This window comes from Streptomyces sp. NPDC030838 (genome assembly GCF_055572035.1).
On record NZ_JBVIED010000007.1, the window covers coordinates 351,635 to 372,949 of the forward strand.

The following is a 21,315-nucleotide window of genomic DNA, read 5'->3' on the forward strand; positions in this document are numbered from 1 at the left end:
CTCATTCTCCCGCTCCGCCGTGCAGGCTCTGCACCGGGTGGGCGGTGAGCTGCTCCACACCGCGCAGGTCACCGCCGAGCTGGTCCACCGCGGCGTACGCGCTCGCGATGCACGCCGGCACGCCGACCCCGTCGTAGACCGCGCCGCACACGGCCAGTCCGGGCAGCTTGCCGAGGTGGTCGCGGATGCGGGCCACGCGCGCGTGGTGCCCGACCGGGTACTGCGGCAGGCCGTTGTCCCAGCGGGTGACGCGGGTGGCGACCGGGGCGGCGTCGAGGCCGGTGGCCGCCGCGAGGTCGTGCCGGGAGACGGCGACGAGGTCGGCGTCGTCGCGGCCCAGGATCTCCGTCTCGCCGTACCGCCCGACGGAGGTGCGCAGCACCAGTGCCTCCGGGTCCTCCTCGGCGATCCAGCCCCACTTCTGGGAGGCGAAGGTGGACGCCTTGATGGTCCGGCCGTCGACGGGCGGGACCAGGAAGCCGCTGCCCTCGGGGAGGCGGACGTCGGAGCGGCGGTAGGCGAGGGTGATCAGGGCCATGGAGGCGTACTCCACGGCTGTCAGCTCGGCCGCGGCCGCCGGGGCCTCGGCGCGCAGCAGGTCGGCGGCGGCGGGTGCCGGCACGGCGACGACCACGGCGTCCGCGTGGAGCACCCGGTCCCCGGTGGCGACGACGCGCCAGCCGCCGTCGGGCTCGCGACGCAACTCCGTCACCGCCGCGTCGGTCAGGATCTCGCCGCCGCGGGCCCGCACCGACTCGGCCACCGCGAGGGGCAGGGTGCCGATGCCGCCCTCGAGGCCCATGAAGACCGGGCCGGTCTGCGGGTTGGCCGCCGCCTTGGCCTGGATGTCGCGGACCGCCTCGGTGAGTGAGGCGTGGGTGCGGGCGGCCTCGAAGAGCTGGGGGACGGCGGAGCGCAGGGAGATGCGGTAGGCGTCGCCCGCGTAGACCCCGCCGAGCAGCGGTTCGACCAGGCGGTCGACGACCTCGCGGCCCAGCCGCGCCGCGACGTACTCCCCCACCGCCACGTCGTCGCCGACCTCGGTGCGGGGCAGCTCGGCGTCGCGCTCGATGCGGCGCAGGCCCTCCTCGGAGAGCACGCCGGACAGGGCGGCGGCGGTGCCGGGGACGCCCATGACATGGCCCTTGGGCATGGGGCGCAGGGCGCCGCGGGTCCAGAGCGCGGCGGTCGTGGTGGCCGGCGGCTGGAGCCGGTCCGCGAGGCCCACCTCACGGGCGAGGCCGACCGCCTCGGGGCGGCGCGCCAGCAGCGACTCGGCGCCGAGGTCGACCCGCACGCCCGCGATCTCGCCGGGCAGCAGCTTGCCGCCGACCCGGCCGGACGCCTCCAGCACGGTGACCCGCGCTCCGCGCTCCAGCAGCCGGTGGGCGGCGGCCAGCCCGGCGATCCCCGCTCCGATGACGACGACCTGCCGGGCGTCGCTCCGTACTCCGCTCATGCCCTCCACCTTCTCAGACGCCACTGACAACGCCGCCGAGGGCCCGTGGCCCGGCCGAGGCCCGACCGTGACCGCTTCGGAACCGGACCCGTCGAACGTCCGTCCCGGCCTTGGCGTCGAAGGAGCGTCACTCGCACCGAGCCTCGGGGGTAGCCCACATGCGCACACGACGTTCCGCAGGCCGTTCCGGCCGGTTTCTCGCCGGGCTGCTGCTCGCCACCGCCCTCGCGGCCACCGGATGCAGCGGCGGAGCCGACTCCGCCACCGCCTCGGGCGGCGACGGGGCCAAGGCCGCGCCGGGCTACGCGGAGGGCGCGGGCGGCAGCCGTTCCGAAGCCGGCCAGGAGAAAGCACCGCCGAAGCCGGCCGTGAACCACATCATCCGCACCGCCTCGCTGACCGTGCAGGTGAAGGATGTGCCCGAGGCGCTCGCCGAGGCCCGCGGCGTCGCCGAGGGCGCGGGCGGCTACATCGGCCGGGAGACCACCCACCGGGACGACGAGCAGGAGTACACCGAGCTGGTGCTGCGGGTGCCGGTCGACCGGTACGAGGAGGTGCTGGAGGAGCTGGAGGGCGCGGGCAGACTCCTGGAGCGCACCGCGAAGGCGCAGGACGTCACCGAGCAGGTCGTCGACGTGGAGAGCCGGATCCGCTCGCAGCGGGCCAGCGTGGAACGGATCCGCGCGCTGATGGACGAGGCCACGAAGCTCGCCGACGTGGTGACGCTGGAGGGTGAACTGAGCCGCCGCCAGGCCGACCTGGAGGCGCTGCTCGCCCGGCAGGCGTCCCTGAAGGACCGCACGAGCCTGGCGACCATCACCCTGTCGCTGACCGAGAAGCCGGTGACGAAGGCCGCCGAGGACGACGACCCCGGCATCGGGGACGCGCTCGGGGGCGGCTGGGACGCGTTCGTCGCGATGCTGCGCTGGATCGTCGTGGCGCTCGCCGCGGTGCTGCCCTTCGCCGCGCTGGCCGCGCTGCTCCTGCTGGCGTGGCTCCGTCTCGTGCGGCCCCGGTCGGCGCGCCGCGCGACGGAGCCGGACGCGACCGTGATGACGGCGCTGGGCCCGCTCCCGGAGGCCGGCGAGGAGAGTGGCGAGCAGGCCGGCGAGAGGGGCGGCGAGCGCGACTGAAATGCCGGGCCCTCGTAGCGTGTTCGCATGAACATGAGCCGTACGCGGGGTGCCCGGCAGCGTCTGGTGGTGATCGGCGGTGACGCCGCGGGGATGTCCGCGGCGTCCCAGGCACGCCGCCTCAGGGAATCCGACGAGCTGGAGATCGTGGCGTTCGAGCGCGGCCACTTCACCTCGTACTCGGCGTGCGGCATCCCGTACTGGGTGGGCGGTGACGTCCCCGAGCGCGACCAGCTGATCGCCCGGACCCCGGAGGAGCACCGGGCCCGCGGCATCGACCTGCGGCTGCGCACGGAGGTCACGGAGATCGACACGGCCGGGCGGCGGGTACGCGCGCGTGACGTCGATTCCGGTGCCGAGTCCTGGACGTCGTACGACCATCTCGTGATCGCCACCGGGGCGCGGCCGGTCCGGCCCGACATGCCCGGCGTGGACGCGCCCGGAGTCCACGGGGTGCAGACCCTCGACGACGGGCAGGCCCTCCTGGACACCCTCACGCGCACGCGTGGCCGCCGCGCGGTGGTCGTCGGGGCGGGGTACATCGGCGTCGAGATGGCCGAGGCCCTGATCAACCGCGGCTACGACGTCACGGTCGTCAACCGGGGCAGCGAGCCGATGTCCACGCTCGACCCCGACATGGGCCGCCTGGTGCACGAGGCCATGACGGGCATGGGCATCACCATGGTGAACGACGCCGAGGTGACAAAGATCCTCACCGGGGATGGGGGTACCTCCCTGCTCGAGCGCAGCCGAGAGCTTGGGGGAGGCCGGGTCCGCGCGGTGGCCACGGAGGACGCCGAGTACCCGGCGGACGTGGTGGTCCTCGGGATCGGCGTCCGCCCGGAGACCACGCTCGCCCGCGCGGCGGGACTGCCCCTCGGCGAGCACGGCGGGCTGCTCACCGACCTGGCGATGCGGGTGCGCGGCCACGAGGACATCTGGGCCGGCGGCGACTGCGTGGAGGTGCTGGACCTGGTCTCCGGGCGGGAGAGGCACATCGCGCTCGGCACCCACGCCAACAAGCACGGCCAGGTCATCGGCACGAACGTCGGCGGCGGCTACGCCACCTTCCCCGGTGTCGTCGGCACCGCCGTCAGCAAGGTCTGCGACCTGGAGATCGCCCGCACCGGCCTGCGCGAGAAGGACGCGCGCCGGGCCGGCCTCCAGTACGTGACGGTCACCATCGAGTCCACCAGCCGCGCGGGCTACTACCCCGGCGCCTCCCCCATGACCGTGAAGATGCTCGCCGAACGCCGCACCGGCCGCCTCCTCGGCGTCCAGATCGTCGGCCGGGAGGGTGCGGGCAAACGCGTCGACATCGCGGCGGTGGCGCTGACCGCCGGGCTGACCGTGGACCAGGTGATCAACCTGGACCTTGGCTATGCCCCGCCGTTCTCACCGGTGTGGGACCCGGTGCTCGTCGCTGCACGAAAGGCGGCGGGGAAGGTACGGGAAGCGCCGTAGGGGTGCGATTTCATCGCCGGGTGCGGCCAGTAGGGGCGCGGGGAACTGCGCGACCAGCCACACTCAACCCGCACCCCGCAACGGGCCTAAGCCGTCCCGCTCACCCTGGGCAGAGAAGCCACGGAGGCCGCCTGCTCAGGCCTCGCATGCGCCGCAGGCACCCGCGCGGAACGCAACCGATGACTCACCGCCTCATCCAACGTCACCGGCCGCTGCATCTGCGCGGCCAGCCGCCCCGCCTCCTGGCCCAGCCGGGCCACGTCCTCCCAGGGAAGCCGGATGACGAGGGCGAGTTCCGCCTCGCCGTCGGGCAGGGCGTGCATCGGAGGGGTCACACGGTCACTCATCGCCTGTTCCTCACGTCGTCGCGGCAGAGACGGTCGCCGGAACATACGGACGCCTGAACCGCACCGTTCAGGCGTATTCGCCGCCCGCATCCCGGGCAGTACTCCCTTGTGGTCATCCCCGTCCATGACGTGAACCCGGCGCGCCGCACGCCCTGGGTGACGTACGCGCTGATCGCCGCCAACGTGCTGGTGTTCGTGTTCATGCCCGGCCTGGCCGGTTCCGTGGCTGGGGACACCGCCCTCGCCCAGCAGTGCCATCTGTACGCGTTCCTGGAGCAGTACGCGGCCGTGCCGCAGGAGCTGATCCATCACCAGATGCCGCGGCTGGTGCCGACCGGCCAGACCGCGGTGGGCCCGGAGGGGCCGGGCTGTGTCGTCGGTCCGCCGGACTACGCCAAGTCGCCGGAGCTGAGCGTGCTGACCGCGCTGTTCCTGCACGGCGGCTGGCTGCACCTGATCGGCAACATGCTGTTCCTGCTGATCTTCGGCAACAACATCGAGGACCGCATGGGCCATGTGCGCTTCGCGCTCTTCTACGCCGCCTGCGGCTACGCGGCGACGTACGGCTTCGCGCTCCTCAACGACGACTCCGGCGAACCCCTGATCGGCGCCTCCGGGGCGATCGCCGGGGTCCTCGGCGCCTATCTGGTGCTGTATCCGAAGGCCCGGGTGTGGGTCCTCGTGCCGTTCCTGATCTTCCTGCCGCTCAGGCTCCCGGCCTGGCTGGTGCTGGGCTTCTGGTTCGGGCTGCAGGCGGTGTACTCCTCCGGCGAGGGTGTCGCCGACGCCGGCACCGTCGCGTACGCGGCGCACATCGTCGGCTTCCTCGTCGGCATGCTGCTCGCCTGGCCGCTCAAGCCGGGCACCCCGCCGCCGCCGGAGCCGCGCGGCCTGCTCTTCGGCAGGCAGGCCCGGCCCCGGCACACGTGGTGAGCGGTCAGCGCGCCGTCTGCGTGTGGACGTAGTCGACCAGGCGGGTCAGCGCGTCCGGGTCGGTGGACGGCATGACGCCGTGGCCGAGGTTGAAGACGTGCCCCTCCAGGCCGGCCGCCGCGTCCAGCACCTCGCGGGTCTTGGCCTCGACCGCCGACTGCGGGGCGAAGAGGACCGTCGGGTCGAGGTTGCCCTGGAGCGCCTTGCCCGGGCCGACCCGGCGGGCGGCCTCGTCGAGCGGGACGCGCCAGTCGACGCCGACCACGTCCGCGCCGGCCTCGCCCATGAGGCCGAGCAGCTCGCCGGTGCCGACGCCGAAGTGGATGCGCGGGACGCCGTAGCCGGCGACGGCCTGGAAGACCTTCGCCGAGGCGGGCAGCACGGAGCGCCGGTAGTCGACGGGGGCGAGGGCGCCGGCCCAGGAGTCGAACAGCTGGATCGCCGAGGCTCCCGCCTCGATCTGCACCTTCAGGAAGGCGGCCGTGATGTCCGCGAGGCGGTCGAGCAGGTCGGCCCACAGCTCGGGGTCGCCGTACATCATCGCCTTGGCGTTCTCGTACGTGCGCGACGGGCCGCCCTCGACGAGGTAGCTCGCGAGGGTGAACGGGGCGCCCGCGAAACCGATGAGCGGGGTGCCGCCCAGCTCACGGGTGAGCATCCCGATCGCCTCGGTGACGTAGGAGACGTCCTCAGGGGTGAGGTCACGCAGCTGGGCCAGGTCCGCGCGGGAGCGGATCGGGCGCTCGACGACCGGGCCGACGCCCGGCTTGATGTCGAGGTCGACGCCGATGGCCTTCAGCGGGACGACGATGTCGCTGAAGAAGATCGCCGCGTCCACCCCGTGCCGGCGCACCGGCTGGAGCGTGATCTCCGTGACCAGCTCGGGCCGCATGCAGGACTCCAGCATCGGGATGCCCTCGCGGACCTTGCGGTACTCGGGCAGCGAGCGCCCGGCCTGCCGCATGAACCACACGGGCGTGTGCGGCACGGGTTCGCGCCTGCACGCCCTGAGGAAGGCGGAGTCGTACGTCGCGGAAGGCTGCGTCTGGTTGGCACTCACGGGGCAAGTTTCGCACGGCGCGCTGACGGCACCGGCCGGGCCCTGCGCACACCGGTGCGACCGGCGGGGTGTCTCTCCCTGCGCCGGGCGCCCGTTCCGCTTAATCTTCCCCGCATGGCTGCGGCTCAGGGACGACTGTCGGACGGCGCTGGCGGAATGGACGACCCGAAGGAGAAGGATCTGCATACGGGCGAGACGGCTCCGCCGGTCTTCCGGGCCGCCGTCGACGCGCTGCGGTCGGCGCGGCTGCGCCCGCAGGTGGAGGTCGAGCCGACCCGGGCCCCGCAGCGGCTCGCGCCGTACGCGTACGCCCTGGAGGCGACGGTCGTCGACGGCGAGCAGGATCTGGCCGACGGCCGGCTGGTGCTGCTGCACGACCCGGCCGGGCACGAGGCCTGGCGGGGCACCTTCCGGCTGGTGACGCTGGTGCGCGCCGAGCTGGAGCCGGAGATGGCGGCCGATCCGCTGCTGCCGGAGGTGTGCTGGTCCTGGCTGACGGGGGCGCTGCAGGCGCGCGGGCTGGCGTACGGCGAACCGAGCGGCACGGTCACCCGGGCGAGCTCCCACTACTTCGGCGGGCTGGCGGCGCGTCCGGCCGCCTCGCAGATCGAGATCCGGGCCTCCTGGACGCCCCGGGAGGGCCTGGGCGGCGTCCCGGAGACGGCGGCGCATCTGGCGTCCTGGTGCGATCTGCTGGCGCAGGTGGCGGGGCTGCCGCCGGCCGGTCCGGGCGACGCGTCGGTGGTGACGCTGCCGCAGCGGCGGGGCCCGCAGTCGCGCTGAGACCTCGCGCCAAGACTCCTCTGCCGCCGGTCCCCCGGTCGGCGCTCCTCGCCGACCGTCACTTTGTCGATACGGCCACTTTCAATCAGGAGTCGTCACTCGAACGAACCGATTCGTTCACCGAACGATCGACCGCGTGTCCGAATTGCACCGATTGCTACTCACTAGATCGTGATCATTCCCTAAAGCCCTCCGGGTTTGCTGCCGAAGACGACTGTGACCTTCAAAGCCGTCCCGCACCCCAGGAGGCCTGGTGTCCGTTCTCCTCGAGCAGCCCGCAAGCCTGGTCGCCTACCGCCCGAACAAGCCCACCGCCATGGTCGTCGTCGCCGATCCGCGCGTCCGCTCCACCGTCACCCGCCATCTGTGGGCGCTCGGTGTGCGCGACGTGATCGAGGCGTCGTCCATCGCCGAGGCTCGTCCCCGCATCGGCAACCCCCGCGACATCTGCGTCGCCGACGTCCACCTGCCCGACGGCTCCGGCCTGACCCTGCTGTCGGAGACGCGCGCCGCGGGCTGGCCCAACGGGCTCGCCCTGTCCGCCGCCGACGACATCGGCGCCGTGCGCAACGCCCTCGCGGGCGGTGTGAAGGGCTACGTCGTCACCGGCACCCGCACCAACGTCGGGCTCCCCACCCGGCCCGGTGCCGCCCCCATCGGCGCGGCCGCCGCCCGCCTGCACCGCCGCCCCCCGGGTGCTCCGAGCCACCCGGGCGGCTACCGCGAGCTGTCCGGCCGCGAGGTGGAGGTGCTGCGGCTGGTCGCCGAGGGGCAGTCCAACAAGGCCATCGGCGTCTCGATGGGCCTGTCCGCACTGACCGTCAAGAGCCACCTCGCCCGCATCGCCCGCAAGCTGGGCACGGGCGACCGGGCCGGCATGGTCGCCGTGGCCCTGCGCACCGGCATCATCCACTGACCCCGCCCCCGCCTCGCCCACCGACGTGTACGGGACCGGCCGCTGATCCCGCCCACGTCCCGATGGCTCGTGAACCCCGCCGTTTCCCCGACCTGACCGGTTTACGACCCTCGGGTGCCCGTCGACGGAACGTTCCGTCGACGGGCTCCGTGCATCCACGGATACCCTTGACAGGTGACCGACGCCCACGACACCGCAGCAGACAGTTCACTGCGAACCACCGGAGGCGCTCCTCCGGACGACGGCGGATCTTCTGCTACGGAGGCGCCGATCCCTTTGCTGGAGCCGCGTGAGGGCATTCCGCCCGTGATCGCGGACGAGGCCGCCCTCGCCAAGGTGATCGCCGCCTTCGCCGCAGGCTCCGGCCCCGTCGCCGTCGACGCCGAGCGCGCCTCCGGCTACCGCTACGGCCAGCGCGCCTATCTGGTGCAGCTGCGCCGCCAGGGCGCGGGCACCGCGCTCATCGACCCCGTCGCCTGCCCCGACCTGTCCGGCCTGGGCGAGGCGCTGTCCGGCGTCGAGTGGGTGCTGCACGCCGCCACCCAGGACCTGCCCTGCCTGCGCGAGATAGGCATGGTGCCCACCCGGCTCTTCGACACCGAGCTGGCCGGACGGCTCGCCGGGTTCCCGCGCGTCGGCCTCGGCGCCATGGTCGAGAACGTCCTCGGCTACGTCCTGGAGAAGGGCCACTCCGCCGTCGACTGGTCCACCCGCCCGCTGCCCGAGCCCTGGCTGCGGTACGCCGCCCTCGACGTCGAGCTGCTGGTCGACCTGCGCGACGCGCTGGAGAAGGAGCTGGACCGGCAGGGCAAGCTGGAGTGGGCCCAGCAGGAGTTCGACGCGATCGCCTCGGCTCCGCCGCCCGAGCCCCGCAAGGATCCCTGGCGGCGTACCTCCGGTATGCACAAGGTCCGGCGCCGGCGGCAGCTGGCTGTCGTACGCGAGCTGTGGCAGACGCGGGACCGGATCGCCCAGCGGCGGGATGTGTCGCCGGGCAAGGTGCTGTCGGACGCGGCCATTGTGGAGGCCGCGCTCTCTCTTCCGGGTAACGTCCACGCCCTGTCCGCGTTGAGCGGGTTCGGGCATCGGATGGGGCGGCGGCAGCTGGAGCAGTGGCAGGCGGCCGTGGACCGGGCGAAGTCCTTGCCGGACGGGCAGTTGCCGCAGCCCGGACAGGCGGTGACCGGGCCTCCGCCGCCGCGGGCGTGGGCGGACAAGGACCCCGCGGCCGCCGCCCGGCTGTCCGCCGCCCGTGCGGGGGTCACCGCGCTGGCCGAGGAGCTCAATCTGCCTCAGGAGAACCTGATCGCCCCGGATGCGGTGCGGCGCGTCTGCTGGGAGCCGCCTCAGCGTGTTGACGCGGAGGGCGTTTCCCAGGCGCTGGTGGCGTATGGGGCTCGGCCGTGGCAGGTTGCGCTGGTCGTGCCGGTGCTGGTTGAGGCGTTGTCCGCCAAAGCGCCGTAGGGGTTCCTCTCGTTCGGCGGGTGCGGGTTTTCTGTGGTTGTTCGCGCAGTTCCCCGCGCCCCTGAAGAACTCTCACCTGGTCGCTCCCTTCATGAAGCCGTTGTAGATGAACCTCTGCAGCAGCAGGAAGACGATCAGCGTGGGGAGGATCACCAGGACCGCTCCTGCCGAGATCGTTTCCCAGTGGGCGCCGAAGGGGCCGCGGAAGCGGAAGAGGGACGTCGAGATCACGCCAAGGTCTTCGGAGGGCATGTAGAGGAAGGGGATGTAGAAGTCGTTGTAGACGGTGATCCCCTTCACGATGACGACCGTGGCGATCGCCGGCTTCAGCAGCGGGAAGATGATCTTTCGGTAGATCGTGAAGGCGTTGGCGCCGTCGAGGCGGGCCGCCTCGTCCAGGGAGACCGGGATGGACCGGACGAACTGCAGGAAGATGTAGATCGAGACGATGTCCGTGCCCATGTAGAGGGCGATCGGCGCCCAGAGGGAGTCGAACATCCCGAGGCTGGTCACGATCTGGAAGGTCGCGACCTGGGTGGTGACCCCGGGGACCAGCGCGGCGACCAGGAAGGCCGCCAGCACCAGTTTCCGGAAGCGGAAGCGGAATCGGTCGATCGCGTACGCCGTCATAGAGCCGATCAGCACGGTGCCGCCGATGGCGAAGAGCAGGATGAAGGCCGTGTTCCCGAGCGCGGAGAGCATCCGGCCGTCCTGGAACGCCGTCACGTAGTTGGCGAAGTTCAGGAGACTGTCGGGGAGCGTCAGCGCGCCGCTGTCGTCCGCCATCTCCTCCTCCGTCTTGAGGGAGGTCAGGAGGACCACGGTCAGCGGCAGCAGGACGACGAGTGTCGCGGCGATCAGCGACAGGTACACCAGGGCGCGGGCCACCACGCGGCGGGTCATACGAGGTCCACCCTCTCGTCGGGAACGAGGCGCCGCTGTACCCAGGTCACCAGCAGGATGATCAGCAGCAGCACGACGGCCGCCGCGGAGGCGAGCCCCGTCTTGTTGAACTGGAAGGCCAGCTTCACGGTCTGGATCACGAAGGTCTCGGTGCCGGTCGCGCCGCCGGTCATGATGTACGGGATCTCGAAGGCGGACAGCGAGCCGGAGACGGACAGGATCACGGTCAGCGTCAGGACCGGTTTGATGCCGGGCGCGATGATGTGGCGGAACTGCTGCCAGCGGTTCGCCCCGTCCAGTTCGGCCGCCTCGTACAGCTCGCCCGGGATGGACTGGATGGCGCCGAGGAACAGGACGAAGTTGAGGCCGAGGTAGCGCCAGACCGAGACGCCGGCGAGGGAGGTGTTCGCCGAGGTGGGGTCGCCCAGCCAGGCGTGGTCGGGGTCCGCGCCGAACAGGCCGAGCACCGAGTCGAGGGTGCCGCCGTCCTGGAAGAAGTAGAGGAAGACGAAGCCGATCGCCACCCCGTTGATCAGGTACGGGAAGAAGAGCACGCCCTTGAAGAAGTTCCGGAAGCGGACGTTGAAGCTCAGGATCGTGGCGAAGTAGAGGGCGGCGACGATCTGCACCGCGGAGGCGGCGAGGTAGTAGCCGGAGACGAAGAAGACCTGGACGAGGTCCTCGCGGGTGAAGATCTCCGCGTAGTTCCCGGCGCCGGTCCAGCTCAGCTCGGGGCTGACGCCGTCCCAGTCGGTGAAGCTGTAGGCCACCATGTTGGCGATCGGCGCGTAGGTGAAGGTGATCAGCAGCGCGAGCGGGGCCAGCAGGAACAGCCAGGGGGTGACGCCCCGCCACAGGCGGGCCCGGCGGGGGGCCGGGGCCGGCTGTGGCGAGGGCGGTGCGACGGCGGCCCTGTCGGGCGCCTTCTCGGTGGTGTGCGCCATCAGGACCCCAGGGCCTTCCGCGTCTCGGTCCAGCGCTTGCCGAGGTCGTCGAGGAAGCCGTCCAGGTCGCCGTCGCGGGCGCCGCGCGCGAGGTCGACGAGGTCCTGGCGGTAGTCGGGCTTGAAGATGCCGATCTCGGACTCGTTGTCGATCTGCTTGACGATGGCGCCCTGGGCGTCGTGCACCTCGATGAACTTCACGCCCTGCTCCTCGTAGGGCTTCAGCACGTCGGGCAGGGGTGCGTCGTGGAGCGGGGAGATGGCGAGGTTGTCCTCGACGTAGCCGGACTTGTCGGTGAACCAGTCGATCCAGGCGCGGGCCGCCTCCTTGTGGTCGGAGTGGACGTTGACGGCCTGGTTGTAGTCGGGGCCGACGACCGCGCAGAACTGGCCGTTCACCTGGGCCGGGAAGGGCATGAAGCCGATGTCGTCGGGGTTCGCCCCGGCCTTGCGCGCGGCGTCCTGGAACTGGACGAGGGCCCAGGTGCCGAGCCACTGGGTGGCGATCTCGCCCTTGGCCAGCCGGGCCTTGGAGGCCTCCCAGTTGGTGGTGGTCGGGTCCTTCTCGGCGAGGCCCTGGTGGACGATGTCGTGCAGCAGGGTGTCGCCGACGCGCAGATCGGCGCCCTCGGCCCAGGGGTTGCCCTCGGCGAGCTTGGTGGTGGCGTCGGGGTCGCAGCCGACGGAGCCGTTGACGGACGTCCAGCCGGTCAGGGTCCACTGGGCGGCGAAGTTGGTGTAGTAGGGGATCGCGTCCGTCTTGGATTTGATGGCTTTCAGACCGGCGAGGAACTCGGCCGGGGTGGTGGGCCATTCGGTGATCCCGGCCTCCCTCCAGACGCGCTTGTTGTAGACGAAGCCGGGGGACACGCCGACCGGGCTCTGCCCGTAGACCTTGCCGTCGACGGTGGTGAAGTCGGTGAAGCGGTACTTCTTGCCGCGCTCCTCCTGGGTGCCGAGGGAGGCGAAGAACTTCGGGTAGTCGTCCTTCTCGATCACCGCGGGGATCAGCAGGACGTCGCCGTAGTTCTCCGTGTTCATCCGGATCTTGACCTCGGCCTCGTAGTTCGTGAGGGCCTCGAACTTCACCTTGACCTTGGGATAGGTCTTGTTGAACTCGGCGGCGTACTGGTCCATCGTGCCGTCCTGCACGAGGTCGGTGCGCACGGTGAGGACCGTGATGGTTCCACTGACCTTCGACGGGTCGTCGGGTGCCTCGGCGTCCGCGCCCCGGGACGTGCCTCCCGTGCCGGTGCACGCGGAGAGCAGCAGGGCGGCTGCGGCGAGGGCGAGGGTGGTGCGGCGGTTCATGTGCATCAGCTCCGTTCACGGGACGGACGAGCACGTGCGGGTTGGGGTTGGCTGATTCGGCACTCTGACAGCGCTTTCTTAACCGGTAAAGTCTCTATCTCGCCAAGGTTGTTAAATCGTGTCCCGTTGTGGAGCTCGACCGGTTTAGGGAGTGCGCATGCTGGAGGCCACACCGCTCGACGAGGGCTGGATCCTGCGGCACGAGGGGGCCTCGGTTCCGGCCGCCGTGCCGGGGTGCGTGCACACCGATCTGCTGGCCGCCGGGGTGATCCCGGACCCGTTCCTCGGCCGGAACGAGACCGAGGTGGCCTGGGTGGGCCGGCGGGAGTGGACGTACGAGCGGGACCTCGACGCCCGCTCCCCGCACGAGCAGACCGACCTCGTCTTCGACGGCCTGGACACGGTCGCCGAGATCCGGCTCGACGGACAACTCCTGGGCCGGGTGCGGAACATGCACCGCTCGCACCGCTTCGACGTCACCGGCCTCGCCGGTCGGCTGACGGTCCGGTTCGCCTCCGCCTACGCCGAGGCCGAGGCCGTACGGGGACAGCTGGGCGAGCGCCCGGCCGCGTACACCGAGCCGTACCAGTACCTGCGCAAGATGGCCTGCTCCTTCGGCTGGGACTGGGGGCCCACCCTGGTCACGGCCGGCATCTGGCGGCCGGTGCGCCTGGAGCGCTGGTCGACGGCCCGGATCGCCCGCGTCCGCCCGCTGGTGACCGTGGAGGACGGCACCGGTGTGGTGGAGTTGCGGCTCGACGTGGAGCGGAGCCGGGTCGAGGCGGACCTCGCCGTCGAGGCCCGGGTGGGCGGGGCGGTGGCGCGCGCCGAGATCGACGGCACGGCAGGGGTCGTACGACTCCGGGTGCCGGACGTCGCGCTGTGGTGGCCGCGCGGCTACGGCGAACAGCCGCTGTACGACGTCGAGCTGACCCTGCTGCACGGCACCGACCGGCTCGACGTCTGGCGGCGGCGGATCGGGTTCCGGACCCTCAGGCTGGACACCTCGGCCGACGCGCACGGCACCGGCTTCACCCTCGTCGTCAACGGCGAACGCCTCTTCGCGCGGGGCGTCAACTGGATCCCGGACGACGTGTTCCCGTCCCGGGTGACCGGTGAGCGGTACCGGGAGCGGCTGCGGCAGGCGGCCGACGCGGGCGTGGATCTCATCCGGGTGTGGGGCGGCGGGATCTACGAGAGCGAGGACTTCTACGACGCCTGCGACGAACTGGGTCTGCTGGTCTGGCAGGACTTCCCGTTCGCCTGCGCCGCCTACCCGGAGGAGCAGCCACTGCGCGGCGAGGTGGAGGCCGAGGCCCGGGAGAACGTCGTACGGCTGATGCCGCACCCCTCGCTGGTGCTGTGGAACGGCAACAACGAGAACCTGTGGGGCTTCCGCGACTGGGACTGGGAGCGGCGGCTGGCCGGGGACTCCTGGGGCGAGGGGTACTACCTGGGCGTCCTGCCCCGGATCGTGGCCGAACTGGATCCGACGCGGCCGTACACGGCGGGCAGCCCGTGGTCGGGTTCCTGGCGGCACCACCCGAACGACCCGGCGCACGGCACCCACCACTCCTGGGAGGTGTGGAACCGGGAGGACTACGCCGACTACCGGCTGAGCGTGCCCCGGTTCGTCGCCGAGTTCGGCTGGCAGGCGCCGCCCGCGTACGCCACGCTGCGGCGGGCGCTGCCCGGCGAGGAGCTCGCCGCCGACTCCCCCGGCATGCTGCACCACCAGAAGGCCGAGGACGGCAACGGCAAGCTGCGGCGCGGCCTGGAGCGGCACTTCGCCTTCCCGGAGGGCGACTTCGACCGCTGGCACTACCTCACCCAGGTCAACCAGGCCCGGGCGATCGCCGCCGGGATCGAGCACTGGCGGTCGCACTGGCCGGTGTGCGCGGGCACGGTCGTCTGGCAGCTCAACGACTGCTGGCCGGTGACCTCGTGGGCGGCGATCGACGGGGACGGTCGGGAGAAGCCGCTGTACCACGAGCTGAAACGGCTGTACGCGGACCGGCTGCTGGCCGTGCGGGAGGAGCGGGACGGCGGACTCGCGGTGGCCGTGGTCAACCAGGCCGGGCGGGCGTGGTCGGGGGCGCTGGCGCTGCGCCGGATGTCGGTGGAGGGGGAGGTGCTGGGCTCGGTGGAGGTGGATTTCACCGCCGGGCGGCGGGCGGTGGAGCCGGTGCCCGTGCCGCGCGAGCTGGAGCCGAACGGGCCGAAGGAATTCCTGGTCGCGGAGGCGGACGGGGTGCGGGCCCTGCGTTTTCCCGCGCCGGACCGGGAGATCCCCTATCCGCGGCCGGAGTTCGAGGTCGCGCTGGTGCCGGGCGGTGTCGAGGTGACGGCCCGGACGCTCGTACGGGATCTGCTGCTCCAGGCCGACCGGCTGGACCCGGCGGCGCGGGCCGACCGCGGGCTGGTGACGCTGCTGCCCGGGGAGCGGGTGACCATCGGTGTGCGGGGCTGGGAGAATCCCGACGCGGGCGCCGCCCGGGCCGCCCTGTACTGCATGGAGCCCTCCCGATGACAGCCCTTCATGGTCCTCGCGTCACCATCAAGGACGTCGCCGCGCGTGCCGGTGTCTCCAAGGGTGCCGTCTCGCTCGCCTTCAACCACAAGCCGGGGCTGTCTGAGGCCACCCGGGACCGGATCTTCCGGGCCGCCCGCGAGCTGGGCTGGGCGCCCAATCTGACCGCGCGGTCGCTGGCCGGGTCACGGGTGGACGTGGTGGGTCTGGCGATCTGCCGGCCGGCGCGGATGCTGGGCCTGGAGCCGTTCTACATGGAGTTCGTCTCGGGCGTGGAGAGCGTGCTGACCGAGCACTCCTGCTCGCTGCTGCTGCGGCTGGTGAAGAACCTGGACGAGGAGGCCGGGCTGCTGGAGTCCTGGTGGAAGGGGCGTCAGATCGGCGGCTCGATCCTGGTCGACTTCCGGGCGGACGATCCCCGGGTGCCGGTCGCCGAGCGGCTCGGGCTGCCGGTGGTCGCCGTCGGGCATCCGTCGCTGACCGGCTCGCTGACCTCGGTGTGGACCGACGACACGACGGCCGTCGGCGAGGCGGTGCGGTATCTCGCCGCGCTGGGGCATCGGCGTATCGCCCGGGTCGGCGGCGCCGCCGCCTTCGGGCATACGGCGCTGCGCACCGCCGCGTTCGACGAGGCGGCGCGGGAGCTGGGGCTCGCCGGGGCCTGGCAGGTCGCCACCGACTTCTCGGGGGAGGCGGGGGCGCGGGCGACGCGGTCGCTGCTGACCGCTGCCGCGCCGGACCGGCCGACGGCGATCGTCTACGACAACGACATCATGGCGGTGGCGGGGCTGTCGGTGGCCGCGGAGATGGGCCTGCGGGTGCCGGACGATGTGTCGCTGCTGGCGTGGGACGACTCGCAGCTGTGCCGGCTGACGCATCCGACGCTGTCCGCGATGAGCCATGATGTGCACGGGTTCGGGGCGGATGTGGCGCGGACGCTGTTCGGGGTGATCACGGGGGACGGGGCGGGGTCGCATCCGGTGCCGACGCCGGTGCTGACGCCTCGGGGGTCGACGGCTCCCCCGAGGGGATAGCCACCTCCGTGGGCAGACACGCTGATGTGACCTTCACCGCTCGACCCACCAGGACTGGGCAGCTACGTTACTCATAAGTAGCATGGGGCTGAGCGCGCGCTCAGTGCATGCGTGCCGCAGCAGTGCCACCCCGCACACCCTGGAGGAGAGCCATCGTGCCTCGTACCGTCAGGGACGTCGTCTTCGTCGACGGCGTCCGCACCCCGTTCGGCAAGGCGGGCCCGAAGGGCATCTACCACGAGACCCGCGCCGACGACCTTGTCGTGAAGGCGATCCGGGAGCTGCTGCGCCGCAACCCCGGCCTGGACCCGAAGAAGATCGACGAGGTCGCCATCGCCGCGACCACGCAGATCGGCGACCAGGGCCTGACCATCGGCCGCACGGCCGGCATCCTCGCGGGCCTGCCGCAGTCCGTCCCGGGCTACTCCATCGACCGCATGTGCGCGGGCGCCCTGACCGCCGTCACCACGGTGGCCGGCTCCGTCGCCTTCGGCGCGTACGACATCGCCATCGCGGGCGGTGTCGAGCACATGGGCCGCCACCCGATGGGCGAGGGCGTGGACCCGAACCCGCGGTTCGTGAGCGAGAAGCTGGTCGACGAGTCCGCCCTGTTCATGGGCATGACCGCCGAGAACCTGCACGACCGCTACCCGCAGATCACCAAGCTGCGCGCCGACGAGTACGCCGTGCGCTCTCAGGAGAAGGCCGCCAAGGCGTACGCCAACGGCAAGATCCAGGCCGACCTGGTGCCGATCTCGGTGCGCCGCACCAACCCGGAGGGCGGCGAGACCGGCTGGGGCCTGGTCACCGCCGACGAGCCGATGCGCCCGGGCACCACCCTGGAGAACCTCTCCGGCCTGAAGACGCCGTTCCGCGTGCACGGCCGGGTCACCGCCGGTAACGCGGCCGGTCTGAACGACGGTGCCACCGCCTCCCTCATCGCGTCCGAGGACTTCGCCCGCGAGAACAACCTGCCGGTGAAGATGCGCCTCGTGTCGTACGCCTTCGCGGGCGTCGAGCCGGAGGTCATGGGCTACGGCCCGATCCCGGCCACGGAGAAGGCGCTCGCCCAGGCGGGCCTGTCCGTCTCCGACATCGGCCTGTTCGAGATCAACGAGGCCTTCGCCGTCCAGGTCCTGGCCTTCCTGGACCACTACGGCATCGCCGACGACGACGAGCGCGTCAACCAGTACGGCGGCGCCATCGCCTTCGGCCACCCGCTGGCCTCCTCCGGCGTCCGCCTGATGACGCAGCTGGCCCGCCAGTTCGAGGAACAGCCGCACGTCCGCTACGGCCTGACCACCATGTGCGTCGGCTTCGGCATGGGCGCGACGGTCATCTGGGAGAACCCGCACTTCGAGGGGGACAAGTGAGCACCACCGCTGAGCTGCTGAAGGGTGCGGCCGAGCTGTTCCCGGACGAGGTCGTCACGCAGGCGCACGTGCGCCACTTCGACCTTCCGTTCGGGGCGGGCCGGTTCGCCCTGATCACCCTCGACAACGGGCACGACCACACCAAGCCGACCACCTTCGGCCCCCAGTCGCTGGCGAACCTCAACACCGCCATCGACCAGGTCGAGAAGGAGGCGGCGGACGGCGACATCGTCGGCGTCGGCATCACCGGCAAGCCGTTCATCTTCGCCGTCGGCGCCGACCTCAAGGGCGTCGAGCTGCTGAAGGAGTGGGACCACGCCTACGCCATCGGCAAGGGCGGCCACGACGTCTTCAAGCGCCTGTCCGGCCTCGCCGTGCCGACGTTCGCCTACTACAACGGCGCCGCGATGGGCGGCGGCGTCGAGGTCGGCCTGCACTGCACCTACCGGACCGTCTCCAAGGCCGTCCCGGCGTTCTCCCTGCCCGAGGTCTTCCTCGGCCTGGTCCCCGGCTGGGGCGGCTGCACGCTGCTGCCGAACCTGATCGGCGCCGACAAGGCCGTCTCGGTGATCATCGAGAACAGCCTCAACCAGAACAAGCAGCTCAAGGGCCGGCAGGTCTTCGAGCTGGGCATCGCGGACGCGCTCTTCGAGGGCGCCGACTTCCTGGAGCAGTCGCTGTTGTGGACCGCGCAGGTCCTCAAGGGCGACATCGAGGTCGAGCGCCCGGTGATCGACCGCGGCGAGGCCTGGGACCAGGCCGTCGCCAAGGGCCGCTTCATCGCCGACGGCAAGGTGCACGGCGCGGCCCCGGCCGCCTACCGCGCCCTGGACATCATCGCCGCCGCCAAGAACGGCGACCTCCAGCAGGGCTACGACGCCGAGGACAAGGCGCTCGCCGACCTGATCATGGGTGGCGAACTGCGCGCCGGCATCTACGCGTTCAACCTGGTGCAGAAGCGCGGCAAGCGCCCCGCGGGCGCCCCGGACAAGAACCTCGCCCGTCCGGTGACGAAGGTGGGCGTCGTGGGCGCGGGCCTGATGGCCTCGCAGCTCGCCCTGCTCTTCCTGCGCCGCCTGGAGGTCCCGGTCGTCCTCACGGACATCGACCAGGAGCGCGTCGACAAGGGTGTGGGCTACGTCCACGCCGAGATCGACAAGCTGCTCGGCAAGGGCCGGATCAACCAGGACAAGGCCAACCGCCTCAAGGCGCTGGTGACCGGTGTCCTGGACAAGGCCGAGGGCTTCGCGGACGCGGACTTCATCATCGAGGCCGTGTTCGAGGAGATGGGCGTCAAGCAGCAGGTGTTCGCGGAGGTCGAGGCGGTCGCCCCGGCGCACGCGATCCTCGCGACGAACACCTCCTCCCTCTCCGTGTCGGAGATGGCGTCGAAGCTGCGGCACCCCGAGCGGGTCGTCGGCTTCCACTTCTTCAACCCGGTCGCGGTCCTGCCGCTGCTGGAGATCGTCCGCGGCGAGAAGACGGACGACGCGTCGCTGGCCACGGCCTTCGCCGTCGCCAAGAAGCTGAAGAAGACCGCGGTCCTCACCAAGGACGCCCCGGCGTTCGTCGTGAACCGCATCCTGACCCGCTTCATGGGCGAGATCCAGAACGTCATCGACGAGGGCACCCCGGTCGAGGTCGCCGAGAAGGCGGTCGAGCCCCTGGGCCTCCCGATGTCCCCGCTGGTCCTCCTGGAGCTGGTCGGCCCGGCCATCGGCCTGCACGTCTCCGAGACGCTCAACAAGGCGTTCCCGGACCGCTTCAAGGTCTCCCCGAACCTGAAGGCGGTCGTCGAGGCGGGCAAGCGCGGCTTCTACGTCTACGACAGCGGCAAGCCGGAGCTGGACCCGGAGGTCGCCGCGCTGCTGAAGCAGGGCGACACCGTTCTCACCGAGGAGCAGGTGCGGGCGCGCGTCCTGGACGCCGTCGCCCAGGAGATCGGGCTCATGCTCGACGAGGGCGTCGTCGCCGAGGCCCAGGACATCGACCTGTGCCTGATCACCGGCGCCGGCTGGCCCTTCCACCTGGGCGGCATCACGCCGTACCTGGACCGCGAGGGCGTCTCCGAGCGGGTGAACGGCAAGCGGTTCCTGCCGCAGGGCGTGGCGAGCGTCCCGGCGTAACCCCTTCACGGCGAGAGCCAGGGGCCCCGCACACCGCCCGGTGTGCGGGGCCCTTCGTCGTACGAGCCGTCAGACGCTCCGCCAGGCCGCCAACGCCAGCCCCGGCTCGTCCTTCTGACGGGCGATGCGCAGGTCTCCGTCGGGAGTCACCGTCGCGGCCACCACCCGGCCCTCGGCGTCCTCCGCGAGCGAGACGCTCGTGCCCGCGGGGAGTTGCGGGCCGGACTCCGTCCACCACAGGCCCGCCGACTCCTGCTCGGTCGGGTAGGCGGCGAAGGCGACCCGGCCGGAGGCCGAGCGCTGGGCCAGCAGGGTGCAGTCGTGGCCCTCCAGGACACAGCGGAGCACGGACAGCGGGCCGGGGCCCGCGGCGGCGAGCAGCGGCACGGGGTCGGTGCCCGGGCGCCAGGCGTGGAGCATGCCCTCGGGGTCCGCGAAGAACAGCGTCGTGTGCTCCTTGGACGTGGGCAGGGCGGCCAGCGTGCCCGGTTCGACCCGCGCCGGGAGCGGATCGGCCATCACCGGGCGCCCCCCGGGCTCCTCCTGGAGCCACCGCAGGACGCCGGCCGGGCTGGTGCCGTACAGCTCGACGCGGCCCGACTCCGCGGTGACGGCGACGAGTTCCTCGTGCACCTTGGAGCCCTTCAGGTCGTGCCAGGCGTTCCAGCCGCCGCGCTCCTTCTGGTTGACGGTGTGCACGCCCTTGCCGCGGTTGCCGACGAAGACGTACGCCCGTCCCTCGGCGTCGACGGCCACGGCGGGCCGGCCGGTGCGCGCGCCCTTCTTGTTGGGGTGGCCGATCGGGATCCAGTCGAGGGCGGCGAGGTGCGCGCGGAAGTGGGTGGAGTGCACCAGGCCCGACTCGTCGCCGGTGGTGGGCCGCCAGGAGACCAGGTGGGCATAGCCGTCGGCGCCCTGGCCGACGGCGAGGACGGAGTGCAGGCGCTGGTCGCCGCCCACCGCGCGCCACGGCAGCCAGGAGCCGCCCGGGTGGCGCTCCGCCCGGCACCACACGGCCTCGTCGCGGGTGGTGTAGACGGCGAGCCGGCCGTCGCGGCCTCGTACCAGCCAGTCGCCGTTCACTGTACGGACCATGGACACGACCCCACTCTAATCGGGCGCCGGGAGCCGTCCGCCGGGCGGCCCCGTGGGACCCTGGGGGCATGAGTACCCCGCTCCTGGTCATCGTCGACGCCGCGAACGTGGTCGGGTCGGTGCCCGACGGCTGGTGGCGGGACCGGCGCGGGGCGGCGGAGCGGCTGCGGGACCGGCTGGCGGCGGACGGGCTGCCGGGGCATGCGGGACCCACCGAGATCGTGCTGGTGGTCGAGGGCGCGGCGCGTGGCGTGGACTCGGTGCCCGGGGTCCGGGTCGACGCGGCGCCCGGCAGCGGGGACGACCGCATGGTGGAACTGGTCGCCGCGGCCGGTGAGCGGCCCTGCCTGGTGGTCACGGCCGACCGCGAACTGCGCCGCCGGGTCACCGATCTGGGGGCGGAGGTCACGGGGCCGCGTACGGTACGCCGTTAGGGGACGG

The 21,315-nt window shown here is 72.0% G+C and carries 18 protein-coding genes; 11 read left to right on the forward strand and 7 right to left on the reverse strand.

All coding sequences use genetic code 11. The features are described 5' to 3' along the window. Nucleotide 1 precedes the first annotated feature (1 nt). Nucleotides 2-1,459, reverse strand: coding sequence for a protoporphyrinogen oxidase (gene hemG / locus ACZ42A_RS21025; RefSeq protein ID WP_468528747.1), 1,458 nt, complete (start codon nucleotides 1,457-1,459; stop codon nucleotides 2-4). 158 nt (nucleotides 1,460-1,617) lie between these two features. On the opposite strand from hemG, the gene ACZ42A_RS21030 reads away from it, so the two are divergent. Together ACZ42A_RS21030 and ACZ42A_RS21035 are read left to right on the forward strand one after the other, a co-directional pair. After that, nucleotides 1,618-2,592, forward strand: a complete 975-nt coding sequence (locus tag ACZ42A_RS21030; RefSeq protein WP_468528748.1) for a DUF4349 domain-containing protein — start codon at nucleotides 1,618-1,620, stop codon at nucleotides 2,590-2,592. Nucleotides 2,593-2,619: 27 nt separating this feature from the next. Beyond that, the gene (locus ACZ42A_RS21035; protein ID WP_468528749.1) at nucleotides 2,620-4,056 is read left to right on the forward strand and encodes an FAD-dependent oxidoreductase; all 1,437 of its coding nucleotides are present in this window, start codon (nucleotides 2,620-2,622) and stop codon (nucleotides 4,054-4,056) included. Between the two features lie 86 nt (nucleotides 4,057-4,142). On the opposite strand, the gene ACZ42A_RS21040 is transcribed toward ACZ42A_RS21035, so the two are convergent. Next, nucleotides 4,143-4,403 (reverse strand): hypothetical protein, encoded by a 261-nt coding sequence (locus ACZ42A_RS21040; RefSeq protein ID WP_468528750.1) that lies wholly within the window; start codon nucleotides 4,401-4,403, stop codon nucleotides 4,143-4,145. Between the two features lie 108 nt (nucleotides 4,404-4,511). Here ACZ42A_RS21040 and ACZ42A_RS21045 point away from each other — a divergent pair, with 108 nt between their 5' ends. Then, nucleotides 4,512-5,336, forward strand: coding sequence for a rhomboid family intramembrane serine protease (locus tag ACZ42A_RS21045; protein ID WP_468528751.1), 825 nt, complete (start codon nucleotides 4,512-4,514; stop codon nucleotides 5,334-5,336). Nucleotides 5,337-5,340: 4 nt separating this feature from the next. Here the strand turns inward: ACZ42A_RS21045 and hemE are convergent, their stop codons facing one another. Next, nucleotides 5,341-6,396, reverse strand: a complete 1,056-nt coding sequence (hemE, locus tag ACZ42A_RS21050; protein ID WP_468528752.1) for a uroporphyrinogen decarboxylase — start codon at nucleotides 6,394-6,396, stop codon at nucleotides 5,341-5,343. Nucleotides 6,397-6,510: 114 nt separating this feature from the next. Between hemE and ACZ42A_RS21055 the strand changes: the two genes are divergently transcribed. From ACZ42A_RS21055 to ACZ42A_RS21065, 3 genes are all read left to right on the forward strand, one after another. Continuing rightward, a complete protein-coding gene (locus ACZ42A_RS21055; RefSeq protein ID WP_468528753.1) occupies nucleotides 6,511-7,179 on the forward strand; it encodes a DUF3000 domain-containing protein in 669 nt (222 codons plus the stop codon). Between the two features lie 253 nt (nucleotides 7,180-7,432). Beyond that, nucleotides 7,433-8,095: a response regulator transcription factor gene (locus ACZ42A_RS21060; protein ID WP_003993737.1), complete on the forward strand. Its 663-nt coding sequence runs from the start codon at nucleotides 7,433-7,435 to the stop codon at nucleotides 8,093-8,095. Nucleotides 8,096-8,269: 174 nt separating this feature from the next. After that, nucleotides 8,270-9,559 (forward strand): ribonuclease D, encoded by a 1,290-nt coding sequence (locus tag ACZ42A_RS21065; protein ID WP_468528754.1) that lies wholly within the window; start codon nucleotides 8,270-8,272, stop codon nucleotides 9,557-9,559. 72 nt (nucleotides 9,560-9,631) lie between these two features. Here the strand turns inward: ACZ42A_RS21065 and ACZ42A_RS21070 are convergent, their stop codons facing one another. The 3 genes from ACZ42A_RS21070 to ACZ42A_RS21080 are packed head-to-tail and all read right to left on the reverse strand — an operon-like array spanning nucleotide 9,632 to nucleotide 12,716. Next, nucleotides 9,632-10,462, reverse strand: a complete 831-nt coding sequence (locus ACZ42A_RS21070; RefSeq protein WP_468528755.1) for a carbohydrate ABC transporter permease — start codon at nucleotides 10,460-10,462, stop codon at nucleotides 9,632-9,634. Then, nucleotides 10,459-11,406 (reverse strand): carbohydrate ABC transporter permease, encoded by a 948-nt coding sequence (locus ACZ42A_RS21075; RefSeq protein WP_468528756.1) that lies wholly within the window; start codon nucleotides 11,404-11,406, stop codon nucleotides 10,459-10,461. Before ACZ42A_RS21075 ends, ACZ42A_RS21070 begins: the two co-directional genes overlap by 4 nt. Continuing rightward, nucleotides 11,406-12,716, reverse strand: a complete 1,311-nt coding sequence (locus tag ACZ42A_RS21080) for an ABC transporter substrate-binding protein (protein ID WP_468528757.1) — start codon at nucleotides 12,714-12,716, stop codon at nucleotides 11,406-11,408. The genes ACZ42A_RS21075 and ACZ42A_RS21080 overlap by 1 nt, the downstream gene beginning before the upstream one ends. Before the next feature lie 157 nt (nucleotides 12,717-12,873). On the opposite strand from ACZ42A_RS21080, the gene ACZ42A_RS21085 reads away from it, so the two are divergent. From ACZ42A_RS21085 to ACZ42A_RS21100, 4 genes are all read left to right on the forward strand, one after another. Next, on the forward strand, nucleotides 12,874-15,246 hold the full coding sequence (locus ACZ42A_RS21085) for a glycoside hydrolase family 2 protein (RefSeq protein WP_468528758.1): 2,373 nt from the start codon (nucleotides 12,874-12,876) through the stop codon (nucleotides 15,244-15,246). Beyond that, the gene (locus ACZ42A_RS21090; RefSeq protein WP_468528759.1) at nucleotides 15,243-16,280 is read left to right on the forward strand and encodes a LacI family DNA-binding transcriptional regulator; all 1,038 of its coding nucleotides are present in this window, start codon (nucleotides 15,243-15,245) and stop codon (nucleotides 16,278-16,280) included. Before ACZ42A_RS21085 ends, ACZ42A_RS21090 begins: the two co-directional genes overlap by 4 nt. Nucleotides 16,281-16,435: 155 nt before the next feature. Beyond that, complete coding sequence (locus ACZ42A_RS21095; RefSeq protein WP_468528760.1) at nucleotides 16,436-17,653, forward strand: thiolase family protein; 1,218 nt, start codon at nucleotides 16,436-16,438, stop codon at nucleotides 17,651-17,653. Further along, nucleotides 17,650-19,779 carry a 3-hydroxyacyl-CoA dehydrogenase NAD-binding domain-containing protein gene (locus tag ACZ42A_RS21100; protein ID WP_468528761.1) on the forward strand — a complete coding sequence of 710 codons (2,130 nt, stop codon included), beginning with the start codon at nucleotides 17,650-17,652 and terminating at the stop codon, nucleotides 19,777-19,779. The genes ACZ42A_RS21095 and ACZ42A_RS21100 overlap by 4 nt, the downstream gene beginning before the upstream one ends. Before the next feature lie 69 nt (nucleotides 19,780-19,848). Here the strand turns inward: ACZ42A_RS21100 and ACZ42A_RS21105 are convergent, their stop codons facing one another. Then, nucleotides 19,849-20,874, reverse strand: coding sequence for a DUF8189 domain-containing protein (locus ACZ42A_RS21105; RefSeq protein ID WP_468528787.1), 1,026 nt, complete (start codon nucleotides 20,872-20,874; stop codon nucleotides 19,849-19,851). A gap of 68 nt (nucleotides 20,875-20,942) precedes the next feature. On the opposite strand from ACZ42A_RS21105, the gene ACZ42A_RS21110 reads away from it, so the two are divergent. Beyond that, on the forward strand, nucleotides 20,943-21,308 hold the full coding sequence (locus tag ACZ42A_RS21110; RefSeq protein ID WP_468528762.1) for an NTP pyrophosphohydrolase: 366 nt from the start codon (nucleotides 20,943-20,945) through the stop codon (nucleotides 21,306-21,308). The last annotated feature ends 7 nt before the right edge of the window (nucleotides 21,309-21,315 follow it).

Excerpts from the sequence above, each read along its gene's own strand:
- ACZ42A_RS21040 (WP_468528750.1), bottom strand. The coding sequence starts at position 4,403 with ATGAGTGACCGTGTGACCCCTCCGATGCACGCCCTGCCCGACGGCGAG.
- ACZ42A_RS21105 (WP_468528787.1), bottom strand. The coding sequence starts at position 20,874 with ATGGTCCGTACAGTGAACGGCGACTGGCTGGTACGAGGCCGCGACGGC.
- ACZ42A_RS21080 (WP_468528757.1), bottom strand. The coding sequence starts at position 12,716 with ATGAACCGCCGCACCACCCTCGCCCTCGCCGCAGCCGCCCTGCTGCTC.
- ACZ42A_RS21070 (WP_468528755.1), bottom strand. The coding sequence starts at position 10,462 with ATGACCCGCCGCGTGGTGGCCCGCGCCCTGGTGTACCTGTCGCTGATC.
- ACZ42A_RS21110 (WP_468528762.1), top strand. The coding sequence starts at position 20,943 with ATGAGTACCCCGCTCCTGGTCATCGTCGACGCCGCGAACGTGGTCGGG.
- ACZ42A_RS21035 (WP_468528749.1), top strand. The coding sequence starts at position 2,620 with ATGAACATGAGCCGTACGCGGGGTGCCCGGCAGCGTCTGGTGGTGATC.
- ACZ42A_RS21030 (WP_468528748.1), top strand. The coding sequence starts at position 1,618 with ATGCGCACACGACGTTCCGCAGGCCGTTCCGGCCGGTTTCTCGCCGGG.
- ACZ42A_RS21090 (WP_468528759.1), top strand. The coding sequence starts at position 15,243 with ATGACAGCCCTTCATGGTCCTCGCGTCACCATCAAGGACGTCGCCGCG.
- ACZ42A_RS21085 (WP_468528758.1), top strand. The coding sequence starts at position 12,874 with ATGCTGGAGGCCACACCGCTCGACGAGGGCTGGATCCTGCGGCACGAG.
- ACZ42A_RS21055 (WP_468528753.1), top strand. The coding sequence starts at position 6,511 with ATGGCTGCGGCTCAGGGACGACTGTCGGACGGCGCTGGCGGAATGGAC.
- hemG (WP_468528747.1), bottom strand. The coding sequence starts at position 1,459 with ATGAGCGGAGTACGGAGCGACGCCCGGCAGGTCGTCGTCATCGGAGCG.
- ACZ42A_RS21075 (WP_468528756.1), bottom strand. The coding sequence starts at position 11,406 with ATGGCGCACACCACCGAGAAGGCGCCCGACAGGGCCGCCGTCGCACCG.